At 57.8% G+C, this 26,992-nt stretch carries 26 protein-coding genes and 1 other annotated feature; of the genes, 5 read left to right on the top strand and 21 right to left on the bottom strand.

From position 1 onward, the window contains the following. Positions 1 to 23 precede the first annotated feature (23 nt). A complete protein-coding gene (galE, locus tag FO014_RS02465; RefSeq protein WP_160027558.1) occupies positions 24 to 1,034 on the top strand; it encodes a UDP-glucose 4-epimerase GalE in 1,011 nt (336 codons plus the stop codon). Between the two features lie 67 nt (positions 1,035 to 1,101). Here galE and FO014_RS02460 read toward each other — a convergent pair whose 3' ends face one another. From FO014_RS02460 to FO014_RS02440, 5 genes are read right to left on the bottom strand one after another with little or no spacing between them, the layout of a single operon-like run. Then, positions 1,102 to 2,229 carry a glycosyltransferase family 4 protein gene (locus FO014_RS02460; protein ID WP_160027556.1) on the bottom strand — a complete coding sequence of 376 codons (1,128 nt, stop codon included), beginning with the start codon at positions 2,227 to 2,229 and terminating at the stop codon, positions 1,102 to 1,104. Between the two features lie 27 nt (positions 2,230 to 2,256). Then, complete coding sequence (locus FO014_RS02455; protein ID WP_160027554.1) at positions 2,257 to 3,339, bottom strand: glycosyltransferase; 1,083 nt, start codon at positions 3,337 to 3,339, stop codon at positions 2,257 to 2,259. A 7-nt stretch (positions 3,340 to 3,346) separates the two neighbouring features. Then, positions 3,347 to 4,240, bottom strand: a complete 894-nt coding sequence (locus tag FO014_RS02450; RefSeq protein ID WP_160027552.1) for a glycosyltransferase family 2 protein — start codon at positions 4,238 to 4,240, stop codon at positions 3,347 to 3,349. A 45-nt stretch (positions 4,241 to 4,285) separates the two neighbouring features. After that, entirely contained in the window at positions 4,286 to 5,500 is a 1,215-nt protein-coding gene (locus FO014_RS02445) for an oligosaccharide flippase family protein (protein ID WP_160027550.1), read from the bottom strand. Beyond that, a complete protein-coding gene (locus FO014_RS02440) occupies positions 5,481 to 6,848 on the bottom strand; it encodes an O-antigen ligase family protein (RefSeq protein WP_246168064.1) in 1,368 nt (455 codons plus the stop codon). The genes FO014_RS02445 and FO014_RS02440 overlap by 20 nt, the downstream gene beginning before the upstream one ends. Before the next feature lie 291 nt (positions 6,849 to 7,139). Here FO014_RS02440 and gndA point away from each other — a divergent pair, with 291 nt between their 5' ends. Then, positions 7,140 to 8,546, top strand: a complete 1,407-nt coding sequence (gene gndA / locus FO014_RS02435; protein WP_111737439.1) for an NADP-dependent phosphogluconate dehydrogenase — start codon at positions 7,140 to 7,142, stop codon at positions 8,544 to 8,546. 98 nt (positions 8,547 to 8,644) lie between these two features. Here gndA and hisIE read toward each other — a convergent pair whose 3' ends face one another. The 9 genes from hisIE to hisL all read right to left on the bottom strand — a co-directional run bounded on the left by hisIE (position 8,645) and on the right by hisL (position 15,923). After that, positions 8,645 to 9,259, bottom strand: coding sequence for a bifunctional phosphoribosyl-AMP cyclohydrolase/phosphoribosyl-ATP diphosphatase HisIE (gene hisIE / locus FO014_RS02430; protein ID WP_160027525.1), 615 nt, complete (start codon positions 9,257 to 9,259; stop codon positions 8,645 to 8,647). Continuing rightward, positions 9,253 to 10,029 (bottom strand): imidazole glycerol phosphate synthase subunit HisF, encoded by a 777-nt coding sequence (hisF, locus tag FO014_RS02425; RefSeq protein ID WP_160027523.1) that lies wholly within the window; start codon positions 10,027 to 10,029, stop codon positions 9,253 to 9,255. The genes hisIE and hisF overlap by 7 nt, the downstream gene beginning before the upstream one ends. Further along, complete coding sequence (gene hisA, locus FO014_RS02420) at positions 10,011 to 10,748, bottom strand: 1-(5-phosphoribosyl)-5-[(5-phosphoribosylamino)methylideneamino]imidazole-4-carboxamide isomerase (RefSeq protein ID WP_160027521.1); 738 nt, start codon at positions 10,746 to 10,748, stop codon at positions 10,011 to 10,013. The genes hisF and hisA overlap by 19 nt, the downstream gene beginning before the upstream one ends. 5 nt (positions 10,749 to 10,753) lie before the next feature. Then, positions 10,754 to 11,344 carry an imidazole glycerol phosphate synthase subunit HisH gene (gene hisH / locus FO014_RS02415; protein WP_160027519.1) on the bottom strand — a complete coding sequence of 197 codons (591 nt, stop codon included), beginning with the start codon at positions 11,342 to 11,344 and terminating at the stop codon, positions 10,754 to 10,756. After that, a complete protein-coding gene (gene hisB, locus FO014_RS02410; RefSeq protein WP_160027517.1) occupies positions 11,344 to 12,411 on the bottom strand; it encodes a bifunctional histidinol-phosphatase/imidazoleglycerol-phosphate dehydratase HisB in 1,068 nt (355 codons plus the stop codon). Before hisB ends, hisH begins: the two co-directional genes overlap by 1 nt. Then, a complete protein-coding gene (gene hisC / locus FO014_RS02405) occupies positions 12,408 to 13,496 on the bottom strand; it encodes a histidinol-phosphate transaminase (protein WP_160027515.1) in 1,089 nt (362 codons plus the stop codon). The genes hisB and hisC overlap by 4 nt, the downstream gene beginning before the upstream one ends. Further along, complete coding sequence (gene hisD / locus FO014_RS02400) at positions 13,493 to 14,800, bottom strand: histidinol dehydrogenase (RefSeq protein ID WP_160027513.1); 1,308 nt, start codon at positions 14,798 to 14,800, stop codon at positions 13,493 to 13,495. Before hisD ends, hisC begins: the two co-directional genes overlap by 4 nt. Before the next feature lie 4 nt (positions 14,801 to 14,804). After that, positions 14,805 to 15,704 carry an ATP phosphoribosyltransferase gene (gene hisG, locus FO014_RS02395; RefSeq protein WP_105230452.1) on the bottom strand — a complete coding sequence of 300 codons (900 nt, stop codon included), beginning with the start codon at positions 15,702 to 15,704 and terminating at the stop codon, positions 14,805 to 14,807. A 69-nt stretch (positions 15,705 to 15,773) separates the two neighbouring features. After that, positions 15,774 to 15,900, bottom strand: a sequence feature (His leader region). Next, positions 15,876 to 15,923 carry a his operon leader peptide gene (hisL, locus tag FO014_RS02390; protein WP_101495319.1) on the bottom strand — a complete coding sequence of 16 codons (48 nt, stop codon included), beginning with the start codon at positions 15,921 to 15,923 and terminating at the stop codon, positions 15,876 to 15,878. (Overlaps the previous feature by 25 nt.) Positions 15,924 to 16,151: 228 nt before the next feature. Between hisL and FO014_RS02385 the strand changes: the two genes are divergently transcribed. Then, complete coding sequence (locus FO014_RS02385) at positions 16,152 to 16,976, top strand: SDR family oxidoreductase (protein WP_160027511.1); 825 nt, start codon at positions 16,152 to 16,154, stop codon at positions 16,974 to 16,976. Positions 16,977 to 17,023: 47 nt separating this feature from the next. Here the strand turns inward: FO014_RS02385 and rimO are convergent, their stop codons facing one another. From rimO to FO014_RS02370, 3 genes are all read right to left on the bottom strand, one after another. Beyond that, on the bottom strand, positions 17,024 to 18,352 hold the full coding sequence (gene rimO / locus FO014_RS02380) for a 30S ribosomal protein S12 methylthiotransferase RimO (protein WP_160027509.1): 1,329 nt from the start codon (positions 18,350 to 18,352) through the stop codon (positions 17,024 to 17,026). A gap of 282 nt (positions 18,353 to 18,634) precedes the next feature. Next, on the bottom strand, positions 18,635 to 19,621 hold the full coding sequence (locus tag FO014_RS02375; RefSeq protein ID WP_160027507.1) for a magnesium and cobalt transport protein CorA: 987 nt from the start codon (positions 19,619 to 19,621) through the stop codon (positions 18,635 to 18,637). A 10-nt stretch (positions 19,622 to 19,631) separates the two neighbouring features. Next, complete coding sequence (locus FO014_RS02370; protein ID WP_160027505.1) at positions 19,632 to 20,051, bottom strand: GNAT family N-acetyltransferase; 420 nt, start codon at positions 20,049 to 20,051, stop codon at positions 19,632 to 19,634. A 129-nt stretch (positions 20,052 to 20,180) separates the two neighbouring features. On the opposite strand from FO014_RS02370, the gene FO014_RS02365 reads away from it, so the two are divergent. Further along, the gene (locus tag FO014_RS02365; RefSeq protein WP_160031331.1) at positions 20,181 to 21,287 is read left to right on the top strand and encodes a PQQ-dependent sugar dehydrogenase; all 1,107 of its coding nucleotides are present in this window, start codon (positions 20,181 to 20,183) and stop codon (positions 21,285 to 21,287) included. Here the strand turns inward: FO014_RS02365 and FO014_RS02360 are convergent. The 4 genes from FO014_RS02360 to FO014_RS02345 all read right to left on the bottom strand — a co-directional run bounded on the left by FO014_RS02360 (position 21,279) and on the right by FO014_RS02345 (position 25,321). Then, positions 21,279 to 21,899: a glutathione S-transferase family protein gene (locus FO014_RS02360; protein WP_160027503.1), complete on the bottom strand. Its 621-nt coding sequence runs from the start codon at positions 21,897 to 21,899 to the stop codon at positions 21,279 to 21,281. The two genes, FO014_RS02365 and FO014_RS02360, sit on opposite strands and share 9 nt — an antisense overlap. Positions 21,900 to 21,978: 79 nt before the next feature. After that, positions 21,979 to 22,635, bottom strand: a complete 657-nt coding sequence (locus FO014_RS02355; RefSeq protein ID WP_160027501.1) for an HAD family hydrolase — start codon at positions 22,633 to 22,635, stop codon at positions 21,979 to 21,981. 158 nt (positions 22,636 to 22,793) lie between these two features. Then, the gene (locus FO014_RS02350) at positions 22,794 to 23,939 is read right to left on the bottom strand and encodes a trans-sulfuration enzyme family protein (RefSeq protein WP_160027499.1); all 1,146 of its coding nucleotides are present in this window, start codon (positions 23,937 to 23,939) and stop codon (positions 22,794 to 22,796) included. Between the two features lie 14 nt (positions 23,940 to 23,953). After that, positions 23,954 to 25,321: a pyridoxal-phosphate dependent enzyme gene (locus FO014_RS02345; protein WP_160027497.1), complete on the bottom strand. Its 1,368-nt coding sequence runs from the start codon at positions 25,319 to 25,321 to the stop codon at positions 23,954 to 23,956. A 452-nt stretch (positions 25,322 to 25,773) separates the two neighbouring features. Here FO014_RS02345 and FO014_RS02340 point away from each other — a divergent pair, with 452 nt between their 5' ends. Then, the gene (locus tag FO014_RS02340) at positions 25,774 to 26,979 is read left to right on the top strand and encodes a serine hydrolase (protein ID WP_201282910.1); all 1,206 of its coding nucleotides are present in this window, start codon (positions 25,774 to 25,776) and stop codon (positions 26,977 to 26,979) included. Positions 26,980 to 26,992: the final 13 nt, after the last annotated feature.

Genomic DNA, 26,992 nt, shown 5'->3' with positions numbered 1-26,992 from the left:
GAAGCGCATATTAAGGAGCGATTATGGCGATTTTGGTTACCGGCGGTGCAGGTTATATCGGTTCGCACACGGTTTTGGCACTGCTTGAGCGCGGGGAAGAGGTTGTTGTTCTGGACAATCTGTCCAATTCTTCAGAAGAATCCTTACATCGTGTCGAACAACTGACCGGCAAGACCGCCGTGTTCTATCAAGGCGATATTCTTGATGAGCAGTGCCTCAAGCGTATCTTCGATGCCCATCAAATCACCTCCGTTATCCATTTCGCCGGTCTGAAGGCCGTCGGTGAGTCGACGCGTAAACCGTTGGAATATTATCAAAACAACGTGGCCGGAACCCTGGTACTGCTGCAGGCGATGCGTGACGCCGGCGTACACCAGTTTATTTTCAGCTCTTCGGCGACGGTGTACGGCACACCCGAACACACCCCTCTGGTCGAAACCTCTCGGGTGGGCGGTACAACCAACCCATACGGCACGTCGAAACTGATGGTTGAACAGATCCTGCAAGATTTCGCCGCTGCGGAACCCCAGTTTGCGATCACGGCATTGCGCTATTTCAACCCAGTCGGCGCCCACGAGTCTGGCATGATTGGCGAAGATCCTAATGGGATCCCTAATAACCTTTTACCTTATATTGCTCAGGTTGCGATTGGTAAGTTGGAGAAACTGTCTGTTTTTGGTGATGACTACCCTACCGCAGACGGAACCGGCGTCCGTGATTATATCCATGTTATGGATCTGGCCGAAGGGCACCTCAAAGCTATTGACCATATTACTGAAGGGTTCACCGTATATAATTTAGGGACGGGAAAAGGCTATTCCGTGTTGGAAATGGTTGCCGCATTTGAAGATGCATCAGGACGAAAAGTGTCTTACCAGATTGTCCCTCGCCGCCCTGGCGATATTGCCGAGTGTTGGTCCGATCCTGCTCTGGCTGCTGAAAAGTTAGACTGGCGGGCGAAACGCAATCTTAATGAGATGATGCATGACGCCTGGAACTGGCAAAAAAATAATCCTCAGGGTTATAAAAAATAATCATGACTGAAAAAGCCAGCATTGCTGGCTTTTTTTAGGTCTTGCTGGTGCCTGCGCGACTTCATGCCTAGCGTAAATCCAGGATTTCCAGCAAACGCGAGTTGACCTTCTCGGCATCAAAATTGTCTTGTGCGATCTGGTAGCTGGCCTGGCCCATGTCAATAATCTTTTGTGGGTTTTCGATAAAGCTAATCATCTTCTCCACCAAAGCATCAGAGGACCAGCGCTCGACTAAAAAGCCGTTCACGCCTTGCACCACCGTTTCGCGACAGCCGGGTACATCGCTGCTGAGTACGGCGCGTCCCATTGCCATTGCTTCTTGCGTACTGCGTGGTAACCCTTCACGGTAAGAGGGCAGTACGAATACGCTGGCTTTGGCGATCCATGAGGGAACATCATTGACATGACCTGGATAATTAATCACGTCGTCTTTAATCAACTGGGCCAGGTGCTGTTCCGTGAGGCTGCCAGGGTTATGCGTGTCCACCGCACCTAACATATAGAACTGAACGTCAGGGTAACGCTGTTTTACTTTTTTCGCTGCGGATACATATTCATAAACGCCTTTTTCGACCAGCAGGCGGGCAATAAAGATAAAGGATACGGGGTCTACGGGCGGCGCAGAGAAAGGATAGTCAGCCAGATTTAATCCGATCCCGCCTAAAACATGTACCTTTTTAACTTTAACGCCAGACTTTTCCATCAAATCACGGCGGTCGTCCGGATTTAAAACGATCAATGCGTCAAGTTTAGGAAAGGCAAAGCGGTACAGCGCAATCTGGATTTTCTTAAGCAGTTTTACCTTCAGGCTAACGCCCTCCGGTTTCTCGGTAAACAGATAACCTAACCCTTCAAGCATCGCATAGCGTTTTTTGACGCCGGCCAGCGATGCCGCCAGCGTACCGAAGATGCAAGGCTTGGAAAAATAGGAAAAGACAAGGTCGGGATTGAGCTTTTTAAGGAGTTTGCTCAGCGCAATGGTGTCGATAATATCACGTATCGGGTTTAACCCGGTTCGGCTGAAACGATAATCTACCGGGGTTGCACCTAACGCTTTAACCTGAGCGCGCGTGGTTGCATCATAATTCAGGGCTAATGCATACACCGTATGCCCCTGCTGATGAAGAGACTTGATCATATCGGCGCGAAAGCCGACAACGCAGTTTGCTGTGGTGCCTATCAATACGATTTTCATTTAAAACCTTATCTATAACTCACTGAATTATTTATTATTTTTGTTTAATTCTGTGTAAATATTTTCCCATTGGGTCACTATCTGGTTGAGAGAGAAATTTTTTTGAATTTTTTCTCTCGCCTTGCAACCCATATCATAGCGGCTGGCAAGCGGCATTGCTTCAATCGCTGCTAAAGCATTGGCCAGCGCCTGGGGATCTTTAATAGGAACAAGGAGGCCCGCGGAGCCATCGTTACCCACGATCTCTCCCGGACCGCCGCTGTCAGTCACCACTACGGGCAGTTTCGACGCCATGGCTTCGGCAACGACCAGCCCGTAGCCCTCCCACTCGGAAGACAGGACAAAACCGTCGACGTGCCGGTACAACTCATCAACATCATGACGCACCCCCAAGAATTCTACGCGATCTTTCAAACCTAATTGGCTGACCTGGTCTTGCAACTGGGGCAGTAAAGGCCCTTGTCCTGCAATAAGTAACCGGCTGTCAGGCAAAAGGCCAAACGCCGCGAGCATGGTAGGGTAATCTTTCTGTTCCATCAATCTGCCAACGGCCAGCCAGCGGAACGGTTTTGCTGGCGGGGTGGGCGCATCATTGGCGTGAAACTTTTCCGTATCAATACCGTTAAAAATAGTCTGGGTATTGTGAATCGGAAAGACTTTTTCCTCCGTAAATCGGCGAGTCGCCGCTGCACTGATGGTGGTATTCAAATGGCTGAGCGGGTTAGTCAGCCGATAGGCCCAGTCGCGCAGTTTGCCGCCTTCCCGGGTGTTATGGGCGGTGCTGATAACATTAAGCCCGGGAATAAATAAACGGGCTAAACGCGCAATGATATTTGCATGAACCATATGACCGTGCAGGATGTCCGGCGGTGACTGGCGCAGTATTGTTTTCAGTCGCCATAGCGCCTGCGGCAGCTGTAATCCGGAGGTCATATCCAGCGAATGAACGGGAATGCCAGCGGATGCAAGGCGCTCGCTAAAGGCACGCGGCGGCGTCATCGAAATCAGTCTGACCTGGTGCCCGCGCTGGACCAGACGCTCGAGCAGGGCGACCACCTGGAATTCTGCGCCGCCGATGTCCAAACCGGTAATTACGTAGTCTATACGCATGATGTTCTCATCCTTGCCGTTGGCGATAAAACAAAAATAGCTTTTTAATCAATGGCTGTGGCAGCCAGGTGATTAACCAGAGCGCCGATTTCATTTTTCCTCCCAACGGTGCCGTTGTTAGGTAGCTGCGCGCGGAACGGCACTGGTTATTGAGCATGCTATAGGTAATTCTGGCCAAGCATACCCGTTGATACTCCGTTGGATAGGCCGTCTGCAACTGAACGCCAAATTCGGTCAGCGTTATTTCTGCGAGCTGTTGATGGTCAGCGGCTTTCTTGACCTGCGAAGAGAAGTGGGTCAGGCGCTCCTGGGCATCATCATAGAGCGTTACCAAAATTTTGGAGAATGTAGGGATGCCGTAATCCATTGCCAATCGCCACCAGAGAATGTGTTCTCCACCGGCCCGGTTGTTGGGATAACCAAGCTGTGTATGCAGGAAAACGGCACGATTAAAGATCGGCGCAAAGTCCCCGGTAATTTGCCCGCTCAGATAGTCATCAAAATGGATGACGCGGTCATCGCCGCAAAGCTTGCCGTTTGTGCGAGCAAATTGCATAACCGGGTACTGCTGCAATACAGGATCGGTCAAGTGGGGCATCAAATGGGAAACCGCATCCGGCTCTAATGTATCGTCATCATCAAGCATTAAGACCCACATAGCATGAGCCAGGCTGAGTCCTTGCATACGCGCTGGCCCTGGGCCGCCATTCACCGGCATTTGGTAGGTGACAATGTCCGTTTCCATAAATTGGGGCAGGGGGCACGGCGATGCATCATCAACAACAATGATTTCAATGTTGAAATCGTCGCGGCGTTGCTGAGCGACAGAGGCTACCGCACGTTGGACAAGTTCCGGACGATTATACGTCGTAATGACTACGCTCAGATTAAACTGACTCAAGCTGGCTCCCATTATCAGAGGAAAACTGAAATTAATTATTTGTTTTTATTTATAAAAAAATGTCATTAACAGCACGAACATGGTGATTTCTGCGCTCAGGAACGCGATCGTCATTCCCAGCCCGCCGAGAGACGGGACTAACAGGAAGGCCAGCAGGCAGATAATCATGATATTCACCATCATGACTCGGCTTGCAACACGTTCCTTGCCTATAGGGATAAACCAGAGAATGGCGAGCGCCATGCTGCAGATCCGTAGCGGAACAATCCAAACCAGAATTCTTAACAGTTCAATCGCATCCTGGTAGCCCGGACCAAAGACGATATTCACCACCCAAGGTGCCAGCCAGACGGTTAATAAGGCAAAAATCAGCGTCATCGCCGCTAAGGCTAAAAGTGTCAGACCAACAATTTTTTTGGCTGCATGTCTGGAGTCCGACTGAACCTTGACCAGATGGGGAAATGCAGCATTCAGCACCGGCGCCGCCAGGCCGCTGGCGGCCCGTACGAGTTTTTCAGCCGGCACGAAAGCACCGACGGCGCGGGCTCCGCCTAACAACCCCAGCAAGGTAGAGGCTATCGAGCCCATGATGCTTTGCGCACCTTTATAAAGGAAAAGCTCCCAGCTTTCCTGTAGCACCTGTTTTGCCCCGAAGAAACTCACGGGGGCAAGGCCTGTTTTGCGAATCATTAATAGCGTCGGTACTAATGTATTAATGATCCCAACGGTTGCCTGAATGGTTAACACGCGCTGCGCGTGTTGTGGGGCTGCAACCAGGATGACGGTCAGCAGGAGCCCGGTACTGCGTAAAGCCAGGTCGAGCAGCGCCGGGAATATCAGCCTTTCAATGCCAACATAATACCAAAGAGGCGTGAAGCCGAAGGCCAAGATAAAAAGCGAGATCCACAGGAGCCAGTGGGAAGGTATGGCGGTTGCCCCAACGCCTGAAAACATCAGCAGGGCGACGGCAACACTGACTACCAGGCTGAGAAATAGCTTGGCGGTGAGCACATTGGTCACCAACTGTGCTATTTGCTGTGGTTGATCCTTTATTTTTACCAGGCTGCGGGCTGCGCTGAAATTGAAGCCGAACTCAACGAACACGGAGGCGGTCAAGGCGATACCCAAGGCATAAAGCACCTGGCCATAGCTTTGTTGACCCAGCGCCCGGGCTAACACGGGCAGTTCAATCAGGGGAATAAACAATCCCCCGATTTGCGCCAGCATTAGCCAGAACGTATTACTTGCGATGCGTGACATGAGTCATCACCAGCGTAATGGCGACCAGTACGACACCCCATTCTGTGAGTTCATTACTCAATGGGTGGAAACATCCCATCATGGCAAACAAGGCCAGGACAGAGAGGGGGGCGAGCATCAGTTCAAAGCGCTCGATAAACGTTTCACGACCTGCGAAAACAAATTTTAGGCCGGCAAATAGCGGAATCAGAATGATCAACAGGTAGCCGGTAAAGGAAAGTACACCTTCATCCGCCAGGAGTTGTACATAAGTCATATGTATCACGCTGGTGACATCGTTATCGGCCACCCGCGTTGAGCCGAAGCCCCCGCCCCACGGGAACGTCGCAACCGCTTTATGCCACCCGGTCTGAATCATCTCTAAACGGGTTGCGTTGTCGCCTTTGATCAGGCGATCCGCCGTTGCATCTTCTTTTGGCGCCGAGAGTGCTTTTTTTACTGTATCACCCAGGTTATCCATGATGATTTCAGCCGTGCTGTCGTTGGCGTCTTCAGCGTCTGGCTCATTGGACGCCGGGTCATTGACATCCTTCTTCTCGGTCATTAATTCAACGATAAGCGGGTCATATTTACCCCATACCCAGCCCAGCAGCGTTGGCTGCAGTACGGTGAATGAAAAGAGGGTGATAACCAGAAGGGCGATATGGCCTTTAATGCCTTTGCCTGGGATCTTGGCGAACAGGGCAATCACCGCCAGCGCGCACCAGACTAACGCCATCCAAAGCATGGATGTACGGCTACCGTCGAGCGCCATAACCAAAATCGCGCAAAAGGCTAACAACAGGTTGCGCCAGCTGGTTTTCTTCAGGCAACGCCAGGCAATGAAAGGCCATGCGTAAGCGCCGGCTTTCCAGATCACGCCCGGCCAGCTGGCTAACCATCCCATACGGCCATCGCCAAGTACCAACATATAGTCCGTCTGTCGCAATACGGCGAAAACCAACAGCGGGACGAGAGAGACAATCAGCGAAACATTCAGCGCCTTTTCCAGCAGCGCTGGCGTCAGCGGTGAGATCAGCAACAGTGACAAGATAACGAACACGAACAGCAGATATTTTACTACGGTATATAAACCCGTGCCGTCGTTCATTAAGGCGGCAATAAAGATACCTGTGATAAACAGTACCCAGCCACCCAGCATCCATTTATAGTGCTTCAGGACGCTCAAGCGTGTTCTTAGTAATTCCTTGAGGGAATTCTGAGAACTTGCTAATGATGTTACCGTAGCAACACCTAGTAGTAATAACAGAATTAGCCAATTAAGATTGCCGCCGATGTAGACTTTAACAGTACCTAACATTGCTAATGCAATGAAAAATAAAGTAAAAAAACTGGAAATTGAGCGCACTTTCCTATCCCTAATTATTATAAACCGCTGAATTGTACAGTATCTTCTGGGGGTATCAATAGGGCTTTATCTGCATGTCTGTAATATAAGCAATCCCTTTTTTGCTAAGATTATTCCTATAATTTATATTTTGCTGTAATAATCACGTTGTATGTCAGGGTGTTGTTACTCTTTATCTATCGCACCAATCACTACCCACCACCCGCAAACCTGAGTTAACATGTGGGCCACATCACAAAACCTGTTAGCCGAGAGCTGTTAGCAGGGTTATCTTCAGACAGGAGTGACTAAATGTCCAAGCAACAAATCGGCGTTGTCGGCATGGCGGTAATGGGCCGCAATCTGGCACTGAACATCGAGAGCCGTGGCTACACCGTTTCCATCTTCAACCGTTCAGGCGATAAGACTGATGAAGTGATTGCTGAGAACCCAGGCAAAAACCTGGCTCCTTACTACAGCGTTGAAGAGTTTGTTGAGTCTCTGGAAAAACCGCGCCGCATTTTGCTGATGGTAAAAGCGGGCGAAGCGACTGACAAAACCATCGCTTCCCTGACTCCACACCTGGATAAAGGTGACATCCTGATCGATGGCGGCAACACCTACTATCAGGACACCATTCGTCGTAACCGCGAGCTGTCTGACCAGGGCTTCAACTTTATCGGCACCGGCGTTTCCGGCGGCGAAGAGGGCGCGCTGAAAGGGCCTTCCATCATGCCTGGCGGCCAGAAAGAAGCTTACGAGCTGGTTGCGCCAATCCTTGAGAAGATCGCTGCCGTCGCCGAAGGCGAGCCTTGTGTGACCTACATTGGCGCAGACGGCGCCGGCCACTATGTGAAAATGGTGCACAACGGCATCGAATACGGTGATATGCAGCTGATTGCTGAAGCCTACTCGCTGCTGAAGCAGGCGCTGAACCTGAGCAACGAAGAGCTGGCGGATACCTTTGCCGAGTGGAACAAAGGCGAGCTGAACAGCTACCTGATCGACATCACCAAAGACATCTTCACTAAAAAAGATGAAGAAGGTAAATACCTGGTTGATGTGATCCTGGATGAAGCGGCAAACAAAGGCACCGGTAAGTGGACCAGCCAGAGCTCGCTGGATCTGGGCGAACCGCTGTCGCTGATCACCGAATCCGTCTTCGCGCGTTACCTGTCTTCACTGAAAGATCAGCGCGTTGCCGCTTCTAAAGTGCTGACCGGCCCGCAGGTTGCGGCCTTCAGCGGTGATAAAGCCGAATTTATCGAGAAAGTGCGCCGTGCACTGTACCTGGGTAAAATCGTTTCCTATGCACAGGGCTTCTCACAGCTGAAAGCGGCTTCCAAAGAGAACAACTGGGATCTGAACTACGGCGAAATCGCCAAGATCTTCCGTGCCGGCTGCATCATCCGCGCCCAGTTCCTGCAGAAAATCACCGATGCTTATGCGGAGAACGCTGACATCGCCAACCTGCTGCTGGCTCCGTACTTCAAGCAGATTGCCGACGACTATCAGCAGGCGCTGCGTGATGTGGTCTCCTATGCGGTGCAGAACGGCATCCCTACGCCGACCTTCTCCGCGGCCATCGCGTACTACGACAGCTACCGTTCTGCGGTGCTGCCGGCTAACCTGATCCAGGCTCAGCGCGATTACTTCGGTGCGCATACCTACAAACGTATCGACAAAGAAGGCGTGTTCCACACCGAGTGGATGGAATAATCGTCACTTTTTCAGCCGGGGCCTTACGCCCCGGCTGATAAAAAAGCCGCAGTGGGTTAATCCTCTGCGGCTTTTTCTTTATCTGGACTTTTGCGCGCTTATTTTGCGTGACGCTCGCGCAGCCGGTCGATCACCGTGCTCAGATCCAGCTGCTGATCCTGCAGCAGCACCAGCAGGTGATAAATCAGATCCGAGGCCTCGTTGGTCAGCTCTTCGCGGTCATTCACCGTGGCCGCCAGCGCGGTTTCCACGCCTTCTTCACCCACCTTCTGCGCGATGCGCTTGGTGCCGCTGGCGTACAGACTGGCAGTATACGAGCTTTTCGGGTCGGCGTGCTTGCGTGCCGCCAGCAGTTGTTCCAGCTGATACAGGAAGGTCCAGTCGCTGGCTGCCGGGTGGAAGCAGCTGCTGTTACCCAGGTGGCAGGTCGGGCCGATAGGCTGCGCCAGAATCAGCAGCGTATCGTTATCGCAGTCCGGCGTGATGCTGATCACGTTGAGGAAATGCCCGGAGCTTTCGCCCTTGGTCCACAGACGCTGTTTGGTGCGGGAGTAAAAGGTCACCTTGCCGCTGGCTTCGGTGGTTGCCAGCGCTTCCTGGTTCATATAGCCCAGCATCAGCACCTCGCCGGAAACGGCGTGCTGAACGATGACCGGCATCAGGTTATCGGTTTTTTCCCAGTCCAGCCGGGCTTTCTGTTGTTCGGTTAACACACGCGAATCTCCACGCCGTTATCGGCCAGGAACCGTTTCAGTTCGCCGATATTGATGATTTGTTTATGGAACACCGATGCCGCCAGCGCGCCGTCGACGTTGGCGTCGCGGAAGGCCTCCAGGAAGTGGGTCATGGTGCCGGCGCCGCCGGAGGCGATCAGCGGCACGTTACACACTTCACGTACGCGGCGCAGCTGTTCCAGATCGTAGCCGTTGCGAACGCCGTCCTGGTTCATCATGTTGAGCACGATTTCCCCGGCGCCCCGCTTCTGCACTTCCTGCACCCAGTCCAGCGTCTCCCACTGGGTTACGCGGGTACGGCTTTCATCACCGGTATATTGGTTGACATGGTACTTACCGCTGTTTTCGTCATACCAGGTGTCGATGCCAACGACGATGCACTGCACGCCGAAGCGTTCGGCCAGCCGGCCGATCAGGCTCGGGTCTGCCAGCGCCGGCGAGTTGATGGAGATTTTGTCGGCGCCGAACGACAGGATCTGGCTGGCGTCATCGGCACTTTTAATGCCGCCGGCGACGCAGAAGGGGATATCGATCACTTCCGCCACGCGCGACACCCAGCTTTTATCCACCACGCGGCCGTCGCTGGAGGCGGTAATATCATAGAACACCAGTTCGTCTGCCCCTTCTTCAGCATAGCGCTGCGCCAGCGGCACGATATCGCCGATGATCTCGTGGTTGCGGAACTGCACGCCTTTCACCACTTGCCCGTCTTTGACGTCCAGGCAGGGAATTATCCGTTTTGCCAGCATGCGATGGCCTCCTCAACGCTAAATTTACCTTCCAGCAGCGCCCGGCCGACGATCACGCCTTCCACGCCGCTGCCGCGCAACGCCGCGATATCATCCAGCCCGCCGATGCCGCCGGAAGCCTGGAAGGCCACCTGCGGGTAGCGACGGCTGATTTCCTGATACAGCGCCACGTTGGAGCCGGCCAGGGTGCCATCGCGTGAAATATCGGTGCACAGCACGTGTTTCAGGCCATAGGGCAGAAACTGCTCGACCACCTGTTCCAGCGTGGCGTCAGAGTTTTCCTGCCAGCCGCTGATTGCCACCTGCTTGCTGCCGGCGTCGTCGATACGCACATCCAGCGCCAGCACCAGCGCGTCCGCGCCGTAACGTTCAAACCAGCTTTGCACCAGCGCCGGCTGTTTCACGGCGGTGGAGCCAATCACCACGCGGCTGGCGCCGGCTTCCAACAGGGACGCCACGTCCTGCTCACTACGGATGCCGCCGCCGACCTGTACCGGCACCGTTACGCCGTCCAGCAGCTGGCGCAGCAGCGGCAGCTGACGGGCGCTCGGGTCTTTCGCTCCGGTGAGATCCACCAGGTGCAGCACCTGCGCCCCTTGTTGTTGATAATCCTGCAGGCGCGGCAGCGGATCGCTGCCGTAGTCGCGCTGCTGGCCGTAGTCGCCCTGATGCAGGCGTACCACCTTGCCGTCGATCAAATCCAATGCGGGGATAATCATGCTGCCTACATCTCCAGAAAGTTTTTCATTAACTGCGCGCCGGCGGCTCCAGAACGTTCTGGGTGAAACTGCACGCCGAAGAAGTTGTCTTTTTGCACTGCGGCGGTGAAGGGGGCGCCGTAGTTCGCCTGAGCGATGGTGTTCGGGCATATCGGCATCGCATAGCTGTGGACGAAGTAAAAGTAGGCGCCGTCATCGATGCCGCGGAACAGGTGGCTGCCGGCCAGGGCGGAAACCTGGTTCCAGCCCATATGCGGCAGCGGCAGGCCGCCGGCCTCCATCTGTTTCACCTGTACGTCGAGCACTCCCAGCGTGTCGACGCCGCCGTTTTCTTCGCTGCTGTCCGCCAGCAGCTGCATGCCGAGGCAGATACCCAGCACCGGCTGGGTGCAGGCTTTGATAAGATCAATCAGCTCGCGCTGCACCAGCTGCTCCATCGCGGCTTTGGCGGTGCCGACACCGGGCAGAAACAGTTTGTCGGCGCGCAGCACGATCTCCGGGTCGCGGCTGACCTCAGGCTGGTAACCCAACCGTCTGACCGCATAGTTGACCGAAGAGAGGTTCGCGCAGCCGGTATCCAGAATGACCACGTTCATCACAGCACCCCTTTCGAGCTGGGCAGCGTATTACCGTCGACGCGAATCGCCTGGCGCAGGGTGCGGCCAAAGGCTTTAAACAGGCTCTCGGCCCGGTGGTGATCGTTTTTGCCTTTGGTTTTCAGGTGCAGCGTACAGCCCATGGTGTAGGAGAGCGAACGGAAGAAGTGTTCGATCATCTCGGTGCTTAGATCGCCGACACGCTGGTAGTTGAACTCGGCTTTATACTCCAGGTGCGGCCGGCCGGAGATATCCATGGCGCAGCGCGCCAGGCATTCATCCATCGGCAGCACGAAGCCGAAACGTGCGATGCCGCGCTTGTCGCCCAGTGCCTTGTGCAACGCTTCACCTAACGCCAGCGCGGTATCTTCCACCGTGTGGTGATCGTCGATATACAGATCGCCGTTGACCTGAATGTTCATGCGGAAGCCGCCGTGGGTGGCGATCTGATCCAGCATATGATCGAAGAAACCGACGCCGGTCTTGATCTTGCTGTCGCCTTCGCGATCCAGCCAGACGTCCACTTCGATCTGCGTTTCCTTGGTGGCGCGGTTAACGTGCGCATGGCGATCGCGCTGGGTCAGCTGACGGGTAATCGCCGGCCAGTCTAGAGCGCCGCGCTGGTACAAAAGCCCCCGGATGCCCATATTTTCCGCCAGCTGAATATCGGTCTGGCGGTCGCCGATCACATAGCTGCGTTCGCTATCGACCACGCCCGGCTGCAGGTAACGTTCCACCAGCGCGGTCTTTGGCTTGCGGCAGTTGCAGTTGTCCGCCGGCAGGTGCGGGCAGATCAGCACCTCTTCAAAGCGGATCCCCTGTGAAGTCAGGATCTGCATCATCAGGTTGTGCGGCGGATCGAACGTTTCCTGCGGGAAACTGGCGGTGCCGAGCCCGTCCTGATTGGTGATCATCACCAGGGTATAGCCTGCCGCCTGCAGTGCCAGCAGGGAAGGGATCACCGCCGGCTCCAGCGCCAGTTTATCCAGGCGATCGACCTGGAAATCTTCAGGGGGTTCGGCGATCAGCGTGCCGTCGCGGTCAATAAACAGATATTTCTGGCTCACAGTGGCTCCTGGCGAGTCGTGGTGGTTCCGGGCAGCGGGCGCAGCGCGTCGATCACGCGCTGGCATTCATCGCGGGTGCCTATGGTGATGCGCAGGCAACCGGACAGCCCAGGCTGTTTGTTTTGGTCTCGTAAGATAATGCCCTGATCCCACAAGGTTTTAAACACATTGCTGGCGGCGGTGAAGCGCACCAGCAAATAATTGCTGTCGCTGGTGAAGACCTGTTCGACGCAGTCGCACGCTTCCAGCGCCTGCTGCAGCCACAGACGGTTGCCGGCAATCTCGCCGACGCGCTGGCGCATCAGGCGCAGGCCTTCGGCGCTGAGCGCCTGGGCGGCGATATCCGCCACCGGGCTGGAGAGCGGGTAGGGGGCGATCACCTTCAGCAGCAGAGCGATCAGATCCGGGTTCGCCAGCGTAAAGCCGCAGCGCAGTCCGGCCAGCGCAAAGGCTTTGGACAGGGTGCGCAGGATCGCCAGGTGCGGATAATCACTGAGCCAGCCGGCCACGCTGGCCTGCGGGCAAAACTCGATATAGGCTTCGTCAACCGCCACAATGGCTTTGCCTTTGGCCATCTCCAGCAGCGCGCGCAGCGAATCCGGGTCCAGCAGGTTGCCGGTCGGGTTGTTCGGGCTGCAGACATAAATCAGTTTGACGCCGTCAAGGCTGGCGGCAATCGCCGGCAGATCGAGCTGCCACGCTGCCGTGGCTTGTACGGTACGGCGCTCGACGCCGAAGGTTTCGGCGCTGACGCCGTACATGCCGTAGGTCGGCGGGCAATATAAAACGGCGTCTTTCCCCGGTTCGCAGAAGGCGCGAATCAGCAGTTCGATACTCTCATCCGCACCGCGGCTGACCAGCACTTGATCCGGGTTGACGCCGGCATACTCGGCGTAACGGGCGATCACCTGCGCCGGCTGACACTCCGGGTAGCGGTTCAGGTTTGCGGCTGCCGGCTGAAAGTCGGGCGCCAGCGGATACTCATTGGCGTTGAGCCACACGTCGCCGCTGCCGCCGAGGCGGCGCGCCGACTGGTAGGGCGTCAGATCGCGCACGTTCTGGCGCGCCAGATTTTCAATGCTCATGCTTGCTCCTTCAGCGCGGCGACGCGCAGGGTCACGGCGTTTTTGTGGGCAATTAGCTGTTCGGCGGCGGCCAGCCGCTCAATGGTGGCCGCCAGATTCATAAAGCCCTGCGGCGTCAGTTCCTGCACCGTCATGCGCTTTTGGAAATCCGCCAGCCCCAGGCTGGAGCAGGTGGCAGTGTAACCGTAGGTCGGCAGCACGTGGTTGGTGCCGGAGGCGTAGTCGCCGGCAGATTCCGGCGACCAGTCGCCGAGAAACACCGAGCCGGCGCTGGTGATGTTGTCGACCAGGTCGCGCGCGTTGCGCGTCTGAATTATCAGGTGCTCCGGGCCGTAGCGGTTGCTGATGCTGACGCATTCGGCCAGATCGCGCGTCACGATCAGACGGCTGGCGGCGAGCGCCTGACGGGCGGTTTCCGCACGCGGCAGCGCCGCCAGCTGCTGTTCCACCGCTTCCGCCACCGCCTGCGCCATCGCGGCGTCCGGCGTCAGCAGAATCACCTGCGAATCCGGGCCGTGCTCCGCCTGCGACAGCAGATCGGAGGCGACAAACGCCGGCGTGGCGCCGCCGTCGGCAATCACCAGCACTTCTGACGGACCGGCCGGCATATCGATCGCCGCGCCGTCGAGACGCTGGCTGATCTGGCGTTTGGCTTCGGTGACGAAGGCGTTGCCCGGCCCGAAGATTTTATCGACCTGCGGTACGGACTCGGTGCCGAACGCCATGGCGGCAATCGCCTGCGCGCCGCCGACCTGAAACACTTCCTGCACGCCGCACAGCTGCGCCGCATACAGAATCTCATCGGCGATCGGCGGCGGCGAGCACAGCACCACGCGGCGGCAGCCGGCGATGTGCGCCGGGGTCGCCAGCATCAGCACGGTAGAAAACAGCGGCGCGGAGCCGCCGGGGATATAGAGGCCGACCGAATCAATCGGCCGCGTCACCTGCTGGCAGCGCACGCCCGGCTGGGTTTCAACATCGACCGGCGGCAGTTGCTGCGCGTTGTGGAAGGTGGTCACGTTGCCGACGGCAACGGCCATCGCCTGCTTGATATCATCGTCTAACCGGGCGGCGGCTGCGGCAATCTGCTGCGGCGTGACGCGCAGGGCGTCGACCTCGACGCTGTCAAACTTGGCGCTGTACTCACGCAGGGCGCGGTCGCCGTTGCTTTTTACATTGTCGAGGATGCCGCGCACCGTGGCGCTGATGCTGTCCGAGGCGGAAATCGCCGGACGCATCAGCAGGGCATCGCGCTGTTCGGCGCTGCAGTCGGCCCAGTTGATCGGGGTATTGAAGTCAGCCATGGCGTTACTCCATCATCTTTTCGATTGGCAGCACCAGAATCGAGCTGGCGCCGAGCGCCTTCAGCTTCTCCATGGTTTCCCAGAACAGGGTCTCGCTGCTGACCATGTGCATCGCCACGCGGTTCTGCGCGCCGGCCAGCGGCAGAATGGTCGGGCGCTCGGCGCCCGGCAGCAGTGCGACGATCTCTTCCAGACGTTCGCTTGGCGCGTGCAGCATGATGTATTTGGATTCCCGCGCCTGGATCACGCCCTGAATACGGGTCATCAGGCGGTCGATCAACTGCTGCTTGGCGGCCGGCATGTCGCCGTCGCGCTGAATCAGGCAGGCCTTGGAGCGGTAGATGACTTCGACCTCGCGCAGGCCGTTGGCTTCCAGCGTGGCGCCGGTCGACACCAGATCGCAGATGGCGTCCGCCAGGCCGGCGCGCGGCGCGACTTCCACCGAACCGTTCAGCAGGCAGGATTTAAAGCGTACGCCCTGTTTGTCGAGGTACTGTTTCAGCAGGTGCGGGTAAGAGGTGGCGATGCGGGCGTCTTGCAGGCTTTGCGGGCCGGTGTAGTCGGTATCGAGCGGAGCGGCCAGCGACAGGCGACAACCGCCGAAATCCAGACGGCGCAGGGTGGTATAACGTGGGTCTTCGCCCTGTGCGCGGCGGGTCAGCAGCTCTTCTTCCAGTACGTTTTCGCCGATGATGCCGAGGTCAACCACGCCGTCCATCACCAGGCCGGGAATATCGTCATCACGCACCCGCAGAATATCGATCGGCATGTTTTCCGCGAAGGCGATCAGGCGTTGCTGCTGCAGGTTGATTTTAATCCCGCAGCGCGCCAGCAGCTCCTGCGACTCGTCGCTCAGGCGGCCCGACTTCTGCATGGCGATTCGTAAGCGTGTTTTGTCCAGCATGGTAACCTCTGTTTAATCTGTAATTTTATGAATTTATTGTAAAAAATACTTTTCTGTCTGTCCGGGGGCAAAAAAAAACCCTCGGAAGAAATCTTCCGAGGGCTCTCTCTTACAATCTGCGCGCCGCTGGAAGATTTAAAAACCGTCTCCCAGCACTCATCGCCTGAAAGACTAGTCAGGATGATGGTGATGATGGTGGCTGAACTGAATGCGCGTCATGTGTAATCTCGTGTTAGGTCATGAATGACTGAATTGCTAATTAACCTAAACTATAGGTTATGGAGAGCGCAACCCTTTTTTACGGTCATAAATTTAATTTATTGAAACAGGTTCAGTTATTAGCTAAACGCCGGTTGACCTAACCCGACAGGGCGCAGATTGCCACGCTGCCGCGACTGGCGTAGCCTTGATAACCGAAGTGCGCCGTAATCTTCAGGAGAGGAAGAGATGAAAAAAGTCGCCATTGTTGGCCTTGGCTGGCTGGGCATGCCGTTGGCACTGTCATTGATAAGCCGCGGGTTTGAGGTGGTGGGCAGTAAAACCACCCCGGACGGCGTGGAAGCCGCGCGTATGAGCGGTATTGAATGCTATCCGCTGGCGCTGACGCCGGAATTGGAATGCGAGCCGGACGACCTGGATGCGCTGCTGCAGGTCGATGCGCTGGTGATCACGCTGCCGGCGCGCCGCACCGTCGAAGGCAGTGAAAACTACTTCAACGCGGTGCGCATGCTGGTGGACAGTGCGATGGCCTACGGCGTGTCGCGGATTATTTTCACCAGCTCAACCTCGGTGTACGGCGACGCCGCCGGCATGCTGAGTGAGGATTCGCCCGTCAATCCGATAAGCCCTTCGGGTCGCGTGCTGGCGGAGCTGGAGCGCTGGCTGCATGAGTTGCCCAATACCTCGGTGGACATTATGCGCCTGGCCGGGCTGGTGGGCGCCGAGCGCCATCCGGGCCGTTTTCTGGCCGGTAAAGTGGAAGTGAAAGGCGGTTCGCAGGGGGTCAATCTGGTGCATCAGGATGATGTGATTGCCGCTATTCAGCTGCTGCTGGCGTTGCCGCAGGGCGGGCATATTTATAACCTGTGCGCGCCGCGCCACCCGCAGAAACGCGAGTTCTATCCGCAGCTGGCGGCGCAATTACAGCTTACGCCGCCGCAGTTCGCGGCAGAAGCGGAGCAGCCGGCGCGGCTGGTGGACGGCAGCCGGATTTGCCGGGAACTGGGGTTTGTTTATCAGCACCCGGATCCGGCGCGGATGCCGGTCAGCTAAGCGTGCTGCTTTGGCGCTGCAGGTCTTTCGGCAGCGCCAAAGCGCATTCAGACGCGGTTGCCCCACAGATCATATTCGTCGGCGTGGTCGATTTTCACCTTGACGATATCGCCCACATTCACGTCGGTTTCGCCGTTCAGGTACACCACGCCGTCGATCTCCGGCGCATCGGCCATACTGCGGCCAATCGCACCTTCCGCGTCGATCTTATCGATCAGCACCAGCAGTTCGCGGCCCACTTTTTCCTGCAGGCGCTGCGCCGATATCTGCTGCTGCAGCCGCATAAAGCGGTGGTAGCGCGCCTCTTTGACCTCTTCCGGCACCGGGTCCGCCAGTTCATTGGCCGCGGCGCCTTCCACTGGGCTGTACTTGAAGCAGCCGACGCGGTCCAGCCTGGCCTGCTGCAGGAAGTCGAGCAGCAGCTGGAAGTCCTCTTCGCTTTCCCCCGGAAAGCCGACGATAAAGGTGGAGCGCAGCGTCAGTTCCGGGCAGATCTCACGCCAGCGTTTGATGCGCTCCAGCGTGCGTTCGACCGCGCCCGGCCGCTTCATCAGCCTGAGGATTTTCGGGCTGGCGTGCTGCAGGGGAATATCCAGATACGGCAGGATCTTGCCGGCAGCCATCAGCGGGATCACCTCGTCCACGTGCGGGTACGGGTAGACATAGTGCAGACGCACCCAGACGCCGAGGCCGGCCAGCTGTTCGCACAGGCTGACCATGCTGGTTTTGACCGGCTGGCCGTTCCAGAAGCCGGTGCGCTGTTTGACGTCCGCGCCGTAGGCCGAGGTGTCCTGGGAGATCACCAGCAGCTCTTTGACGCCGGACTCCACCAGGCGTTTAGCTTCATCCAGCACCGAGCCGATAGGACGACTGTCGAGATCGCCGCGCATCGACGGAATAATGCAGAAGGTGCAGCGGTGGTTGCAGCCTTCGGAGATTTTCAGGTAGGCGTAGTGCTTCGGCGTCAGCTTGACGCCCTGCGCCGGGATCAGGCTGATGAACGGGTTATGCGCCGGCTTCGGCACATAGTGATGAACGTGCGACAAAACCTGTTCGTAGCTGTGCGGCCCGGTAATTTCCAGCACTTTGGGATGCACTTCGCGGATTTGGTCTTCTTTGGCGCCGAGGCAGCCGGTGACGATCACCTTGCCGTTCTCATGCAGTGCTTCGCCGATGGCTTCCAGCGATTCTTGCACCGCGCTGTCGATAAAACCGCAGGTATTGACGATCACCAGTTCGGCGTCATCGTAACGCGGCACCACCTGATAGCCTTCGTTACGCAGTTCAGTGAGGATCCGTTCCGAATCCACCAGGTTTTTTGGGCAACCTAACGAAAGAAATCCAACTTTAGGCGGCTTGCTTGCTACATTGCTCATAGGTCAAAAATAAATCGTTATTATGGTTAGGTTGCGGGATTTTACACCAGGTTAAAAATAAAGCTCCAGTTCTATCTGCAGTGGGCTAAGTGGGCGTCAGGCTTAGAGAAAATTCCTAGCTGAGCGAATATCCATAGGGCCGTGACAGCCTAATAAACCGGCGAACGCCTGATGGCGGAGAATGGATTATCCCCCGTCGATGATGACCGTTCCGGAGACACCCGATGCTGCTAATCGCAACATGATGGGGCATCGTCCTGACGCCTTCATTTTTCAGAGGACTTACAGCCAGCCGGCGCGCCTCAGCTTCTGGTACATCAGCGCGCAGCCGCCGACGGTGACCGCCAGCGTCGCGTGGTAAGCCCAGGGGAACTTCAGCTCCGGCATATCGGCGAAGTTCATGCCGTATAGGCTGAAAATCACCGTCGGGATGGCCAGAATCGCCCCCCAGCCGGCCAGCTTTTTCACCACCTCGTTTTGTTTTACCGTCACCAGCGCCAGATTGACGTGCATGGCGTTGGTCAGCATTTCACGCATATCGTCGATAGTGCTGACCACCTGGCGCGCATGGTCCTGTACGTCGCGCACGTAAGCGCGCAGCTCCTTCGGGATCACGTCTTCGTGCAGCCGGATAAGCTGGCTGCAGATTTCGTCCATCGGCTGGGCGGCGTTGCGCAGCGCCAGCAGGTGACGCCGCAGGCCGTAGACATTTTCAATCGCGGTCTGATCGAACTCGGCGTTAAACATGCTGGCCTCCAGCGTTTCGATCAGCGTTTCAAAGCGCGCAACGATCAACCGGTAATTGTCGACGATAAAATCCAGCACGGCGTACAGCGCAAAGCCGGGGCCGTGGCACAGCTGTTTGGGGTTCTCCTCCGCCTTGGCGCGGATCGGCGCGTAGCTGACCGACGCGCCGTGGCGTACGGTGATCAGGAAATTTTTACCGACGAAAAAGTGCGTTTCACCGTACTCCACGTCTTCCTCTTCGCCGGCCATCTGCGCGGTTTTCACCACGATAAACAGCGAGTCGCCGTAGGCTTCGATTTTCGGCCGCTGATGGGCACAGAGCGCGTCTTCAATCGCCAGATCGTGCAGGCCGAACTCCTGCTGAATTTTACGCATAAAAGCGTCTTCGGGCTGCCATAGCCCCAGCCAGACAAAGGTGTCCGGCTGCTTGACCACCTCACTGATATCGTCAATGGTGACGTCGTTCAAACGCTTGCCCGCCCTATAGGCGACGCTGTTGACCACCATGGTTTTGCTGTCCATTTGCCACCCGTTAATCAATCAGCGTTTTAGTCAGAAAATAGCACTGGTGCTCCAGCGGATAGTTTTCCAATGTCATCTGCACCTGATAGCCCAGCTTCTGGTAAAACGGCCGCGCCTGAAAACTGAAGGTATCCACGCGGGCATAGCGGCAGCCGCGCATCATCGCCTGCAGTTCGGCCGCCAGCATCACCTGGCGCCCCAGGCCGCTGCCGCGCTGAGATTCCGCCACCCACAGCCAGTCGATACTCAGCCAGTTGCCCCAGGTGACGGCGGTCAGGCCGGCCACCACCTGGCCGTCATCGTCTTTGGCGTAAACGCTGAGCGGCTTGCGCAGACTGGTATCGATAAACGGCCGGTTGTACGCCATCAGCCCCTGGCGCACGGCGTCCAGCGTCTCGTCACTCATGGTTTCTGTTACGGTGATATTCATGATCGCTCCTTGTGCTTTTCTTAACTTAAGCACAGATAAAGCCAAAGATAAACGGCCGGTCGGCGGCAGCGCGGGTAGGCTGGGCTACACTGAAAAGGCGCTGATAAATAAGGGGGATGCATGTTTCGAATGACCCGAACGACATTACTGACCGGCCTGCTGCTGAGCGGCGGCGTGCAGGCCGCGCCGGAAGTAACCCAACTGCAGGAGCGGCTGGAGTACCCGTGGTCGCTGGCGTTTTTGCCCGCCCAGCAGGGGATGCTGATTACCGAGCGGCCCGGCCGTTTACGCCTGTGGCAACAGGACAAAGGGCTGTCGGCGCCGATTGACGGCATACCGCAGGTCTACGCGCAGGGACAGGGCGGCCTGCTGGATGTAGTGCTGGCGCCGGACTTTGCCAGCAGCCGGCGGGTGTATCTCAGCTTTGCCGAAGCCGGGGACGACGGTAAAGCCGGCACCGCGGTGGGCTACGGCCGGCTGAGCGACGATAAGCGCCGGCTTGAGGATTTCCGCGTCATCTTCCGCCAGCAGCCGAAGCTGTCGGTGGGCAACCATTTCGGCGGCAAGATGGTATTTGACCGTCAAGGGATGCTGTTTGTCGCGCTGGGGGAAAACAACCAGCGGCCGACGGCGCAGGATCTCGACAAGCTGCAGGGCAAGGTAGTGCGGCTGACCGCCGAGGGCAAGCCTGCACCGGGCAACCCGTTTGCCGGCCAGCAGGGTAAAAAGGCGGAGATTTGGGCGTACGGCATACGCAACCCGCAGGGGCTGGCGATCAATCCGTGGAACGGCGCGCTGTGGGAACATGAACACGGCCCGCGCGGCGGCGATGAGATCAATATTCTGCAGCCGGGGAAAAATTACGGCTGGCCGCTCGCCACCTATGGCATCAATTACTCCGGGCAGCCGATTCCGGAGGCCAAGGGGCAATATGCGGCGGGAACGCAGGCGCCGGCGCACTACTGGCAGGTGTCGCCGGGCATCAGCGGCATGGCGTTTTATGATAACCCGCGCTTTGGCGGTTGGCAGCATTCGCTGTTTATCGGCGCGCTGGCGCAGAAGGCGCTGATCCGACTGACGCTGGTGGACAATAAAATCGTGGCGGAAGAGCGGCTGCTGGAGGATCGTGGCGAGCGGATCCGTGAGGTGCGCAGCGGGCCGGACGGTTATCTGTATCTGTTAACCGATGAAAGCAACGGCAAACTGCTGCGCGTAGGGGAAGGCCCGTCAGGTTAACGGCGTCATAACGCCGCTGCGGTAGGCCGGACGGGTGCAGAGCTGTTGGTACCAGCGCTCCATATTGGGGCGCGCTTGCCGCTCGATCGGCATTTCGAACCAGGCGTAAATAAAGCTGCCGAGCGGAATATCGCCGATGCCGAACGCTTCGCCGGAGAGATAGGGCTGCCGTCCCAGTTCCTGTTCGACGATATCAAAGCATTTTTCCAGCGCGCCGATCGCCGCCTCAATCTTCAGCATATCGCGCTGTTCCGGCAGGGTGCGCACCAATCCCCAAAATACCGTGCGGAACGGTTCGGTCACGCTGGCGGTGTTCCAGTCCATCCATTTCTCCGCTGCCGCGCGCTGTTGCAAATCCTGCGGGTAAAAGGGCGCGTCGCCGTATTTCGCCGCCAGATAGCGCACGATGGTGTTGGATTCCCACAGCACAAAGTCATCGTCCTGCAGCAGCGGCACCAGGCCGTTCGGGTTGAGCGCGCGGTACTGCTGCTCATTCACTTTGCCGTAGGCGCCGCCGGCGTTGATATGCTGGTAGCTTAGCCCCAGCTCGGCGGCGCACCAGCGCACTTTGCGCACGTTGTTGGAATTCTCTCGGCCCCAGATAGTCAGCATGCTATGCCTCCAGATAGACGGTGTGATTGCGTGCTTTATTCCTACGCCACAATCTGGCATTTGTCACCCGGAGTTTATGTCAGCGCGTCCAGCGGCAGATTTCCCAGCCGTTTTGCTGCGCCAGCGCCTGTAACTCGGCGTCGGGGTTAATCACCGCCGCATGGTCGGCATATTCCAGCATCGGCCGGTCGTTCAGCGAGTCGCTGTAGGCGTACAGCTGCCCGAAATGCCGCTGCGGATGCTGCGCCAGCCACGCTTCGAGGCGGATCACTTTGCCCTGCTGATAGGTCATGGTGCCGTAGGTGCGGCCGGTAAAGCGGCCGTCGTCCACCTCAACGCCGATCGCCAGCGCGCCGTCGGCGCCCAGCTGTTCGGCGATGGGGGCCACCAAATGCTCGCCGGTGGCGGAGATTACCAGGATGTGGTCGCCGCGGCTGCGGTGCCACTGCAGACGCTCATGCGCCGCGGGGTAGACGCGCGGCAGAATATCACGGCGGATGTAGCGCGCCACCCAGCCGGCGACGGTCTGGACGCTGCGCCCGGCCAGCGGCGACAGCGTGGCCTGCATATACTGCTCCATCGACAGTTTGCCCTGATAATAGTGCTGCATCAGTTGCTGTTCCTGCGTGGCCAGCTCATCCGGCGCAAACCCCTGGGAAACCAGCCAGCGGATCCACAGGCTGGCGCTGTCTTCATTAATCAGGGTTTCATCCAGGTCGAACAGGGCTAAATCCATCGGTTTTTCTCCGGTCGGGTGGCAGTGCGCTTAAGGATAGCGGATTCGCCGCTGACGATAAAATTGCGCCGAGCTTAAGGAATATTGATGACGCTGATATGACGGCCGATGTCCCCGGCCGGGCGGCCGGGGAGCGTGGGGAGGGTAAAGTAAAAAGTTTATTCCGCCAGCGCCTGCTGCAGATCGGCAATCAGATCTTCGGCGTCTTCAATGCCGACCGACAAGCGCAGCAGCTGCGGCGTGATGCCGGTCTTCAGCCGCTGTTCCAGCGGAATGGAGGCGTGCGTCATACTGGCGGGCTGGCCGATCAGGCTTTCCACGCCGCCCAGGCTTTCCGCCAGCGTAAACAGGGTCAGCCGCTGGATGACCCGTCGCGCGTAGTCATCATCGCCGCGCAGCCGCAGTGAAATCATGCCGCCAAATTGGCGCATCTGCCGGCCGGCCAGCGCGTGCTGCGGATGGCTGGTTAAGCCCGGATAGTAGACGTTTTCCACCTGCGGCTGCTGTTCCAGCCATTGGGCGATGCGCAGCGCGCTGGCGCTGTGGCGATCCATCCGCAGCGCCAGGGTGCGGATGCCGCGCAGGGTGAGGAAGCTGCTGAACGGGTCGAGGATACCGCCCACCGCGTTTTGCAAAAAACCGAGCTGCTCCGCCAACTGCGGGTTATCGCCGACCACCGCCAGGCCGGCCACCACATCGGAGTGGCCGTTCAGGTACTTGGTGGCGGAGTGCACCACCACGTCGAACCCCAGCTCCAGCGGGCGCTGCAGATACGGCGAGGCGAAGGTGTTGTCCGCCACGCTGATCAGACGGTGCCGCTTGGCGATCGCGGCGATGGCCGCCAGATCGGCCAGCTTCAGCAGCGGGTTGGTCGGGGTCTCCACCCAGATCATTTTGGTGTCGGCTTCGATCGCCTGCTCCAGCGCCGTCGTGTCACCCGGAGCGACATAGGTGACGCGCAGTCCGGCCGTGCGGCTGCGCACTTTTTCCAGCAGGCGGTAGGTGCCGCCGTACAGGTCGTCGACCGCCACCAGATGGCTGCCCTGATCCAGCAGCTCCAGCACCGTGGAACAGGCGGCCAGCCCGGAGGCGAAGGCGTAGCCGCGGCTGCCGTTTTCCAGCTCGACAATCGCACTTTCCAGCGCGCTGCGGGTCGGGTTGCCGCTGCGCGAATATTCATAGCCGGTATGCTCGCCCGGCGCCGGCTGGGCATAGGTGGAGGTGGCGTAAATGGCCGGCATCACCGCGCCGGTGGCGTCCGGCGTATAGCCGGCATGTACGGTCTGGGTGGCAAACTTGGTCATAACAGAGTCCTTGATTAACGGAGTTTTTGGCGCCAGGCGTTCAGAACGTCGGTGCGGGTGATAAGGCCGAGGAAGCGCTCGCCGTCGAGAATGACCGCCACGTGGCCGTGGTTGAAGGTCGCCAGCAGCGCCTGCGGGTCGGCGTCTTTCTGCAGCGTCTGCACCTGACGGGTCATGGCCTGTCTGGCCGGCAGACGAAAGTTGCCGGCGTCGGCCTGCAGGGTATGCAGCAGATCCCACTCATCGATCAGGCCGACCAGCCGATCGTTGTCCAACACCGGCAGTTGAGAGATGTCGTACAGACGCATACGGGCGTGCACCACCGCCAGCGTATCGTCCGGCGCGGCGGTTACCGCGGCGTTTTCATCGTGGCGGTAAGCGATCAGATCGCGCAGATCGCCAAACTGGGAGGTGGCCAGTAGCCCCTGCTCCTGCATCCAGCGGTCGTTGAACATTTTGGACAGGTATTTATTGCCGCTGTCGCAGACGAACGTTGCCACGCGCAGCGGCTCGGTCTGCGCCCGGCAGTAGCGCAGCGCGGCGGCCAGCAAGGTGCCGGTGGATGAGCCGGCCAGTATGCCTTCGCTCTGCAGCAGCTGGCGTGCGGTGGTGAAGGCTTCCCGATCGTCGATGCGGTAGGCGGCCGCCACCTGACGAAAGTCGCTGAGCGGCGGCACAAAGTCTTCGCCGATGCCTTCCACCAGCCAACTGCCGGCCTCCGTCACATTTCCGCTGTCGAGATAGTCCGCCAGAATGGAGCCGGCGGGATCCGCCAGCACAAAACGGGTGGCGGGGGAAACCTCGGCAAAGTAGCGGCTCAGCCCGCTCAGGGTGCCGCCTGAACCGACGCCGACCACGATGGCGTCAACGTCGTGATCCATCTGCCGCCACAGTTCCGGCGCGGTGGTGGCGGTGTGTGCCGCCGGGTTGGCCGGGTTGTTAAACTGGTCGATATATAAGGCGCCCGGCGTGTCGTCCGCCAGGCGTTGGGCGTAATCCTGGTAATAGGCCGGGTGCCCTTTGCCGACGTCGGAGCGGGTCAGCACCACGTTGGCCCCCAGCGCGCGCAGGTGGAAGATTTTCTCGCGGCTCATTTTATCCGGCACCACCAGCGTCAGGCGGTAGCCCTTCAGCGCGGCGACCAGCGCCAGCCCCAATCCGGTATTGCCGGCGGTGGCTTCAATAATGGTGCCGCCGGGCTGCAGTTTCCCGCCGCGTTCGGCCTGTTCGATCATCGACAGCGCGACGCGATCTTTGATAGATCCGCCGGGGTTTTGGTTCTCCAGTTTGATAAACAACCGGCAGGGGCCGGTATCAAAGTGCGTCAGCTCCAGCATTGGCGTATTACCGATCGTCGCGAGCGCCGATTGTGCGATGGCCATGTTTCCCTCCAGAATAATGCGCGTTATTCGCCGTTATTTGGATGATAGCTCTGCCTGTTTGCCCGGTTAAAAGAACAAATAACTGCTACATATGTCATTTTAGAATATATTAATTCAACTTTTGGATGTTTAGATATAAAGATGTTTGGATGCTTGGCCGTGTAGCCGTCAGTGGGATTTAGTGGGATACAGAAACCTCGCCCGGATGGCTTTTTCGACAATTTGCGCGCGAAAGCGTACAGTTATGTAAAAATGCTGAAATTTCATGCTAATCCCTGCAAAAATAAGACGAATCTAATAAACTCTTAGCAAAGCCTTGGCCGGACATGACCCGTAGCAGGGGGGCACGCGGCAGGGCGCGGAAGCCCGGGACTTCTCGCTGATTTGGCTGACGTAACGAGTTTGAACGGTAACGCGATTTCAATAAATTGAATGGACACTCTGGCGAAGACATGATGAAAACACACTTAGTTTCCCCGATGAAAAAGCTGACCTTCGGCGTCGGCTTCCTGTTATTGGCAACGCCGGCCGTGCAGGCCGCCACACCGCCGACGGCTCCGAAAGTGGACGCCAAGGCGTTTATTCTGATGGATTACAACAGTGGCACCATTCTGGCGGAAGGTAACCCGGATACCCGGCTCGATCCGGCCAGCCTGACCAAAATCATGTCCAGCTATGTGATCGGCCAGGCGATCAAGGCCGGCAAAATCAAGCCGACCGATTCGGTTACCGTCGGTAAAGACGCCTGGGCGACCGGCAACCCGACGCTGCGCGGCTCTTCCCTGATGTTTATCAAACCGGGCGATCAGGTGCCGGTGATGGAGCTGAACAAAGGTATCGTGATCCAGTCGGGCAACGATGCCAGCATTGCGCTGGCGGATTACGTGGCCGGCAGCCAAGATGCGTTTGTCGGGCTGATGAACAACTACGTCAAACACCTCGGGCTGAAAAATACCCACTTCCTGACGGTGCACGGCCTGGATGCGGAAGGGCAATACAGCACCGCCCGCGATATGGCGCTGCTGAGCCAGGCGCTGATCCGCGATGTGCCGGATGAGTACGCGCTGCATAAAGAAAAAGAGTTCACCTTCAATAAAATCCGTCAGGTAAACCGCAACCGCCTGCTGTGGAGCTCCAACCTGAAGGTGGACGGCATCAAAACCGGCTATACCAGCGGCGCCGGCCATAATCTGGTGGCGTCGGCGGCCGAAGGGCCGATGCGGTTGATTTCTGTGGTGCTGGGCGCGCCGAGTGACCGCGTGCGTTTCGGCGAGAGCGAGAAGCTGCTGACCTGGGGCTTCCGTTTCTTTGAAACCGTAACGCCAATCAAGGCGGATAAACCGTTTATCACCCAGCGCGTCTGGTACGGCAAGCAGAGCGAAGTGCCGCTGGGCGTGGCGAAAGACGCGGCGATCACCATTCCTAAAGGGCAGATGAAAAACCTGAAGGCCAGCTATAAGCTGAATTCCGCCACGCTGGAAGCGCCGCTGGCGAAGAATCAGGTGGTGGGCACCATTGACTTCCAACTGGACGGTAAGACCGTCGATCAGCGCCCGCTGGTGGTGATGGAGGAGGTGAAAGAGGGCAACTTCTTCAGCCGCATCTGGGATATGGTGATGATGAAAGTGACCCAGTGGTTCGGCAGCATTTTCGGCTGACCGCTAACGGGGA

The sequence above is a fragment of the Serratia rhizosphaerae genome, assembly GCF_009817885.1.
Classification (GTDB): Bacteria; Pseudomonadota; Gammaproteobacteria; order Enterobacterales; family Enterobacteriaceae; genus Serratia_B; species Serratia_B rhizosphaerae.
The sequence above is the reverse complement of the archived record's forward strand: the minus strand, read 5'-3'. Positions and strand labels throughout refer to the sequence as shown.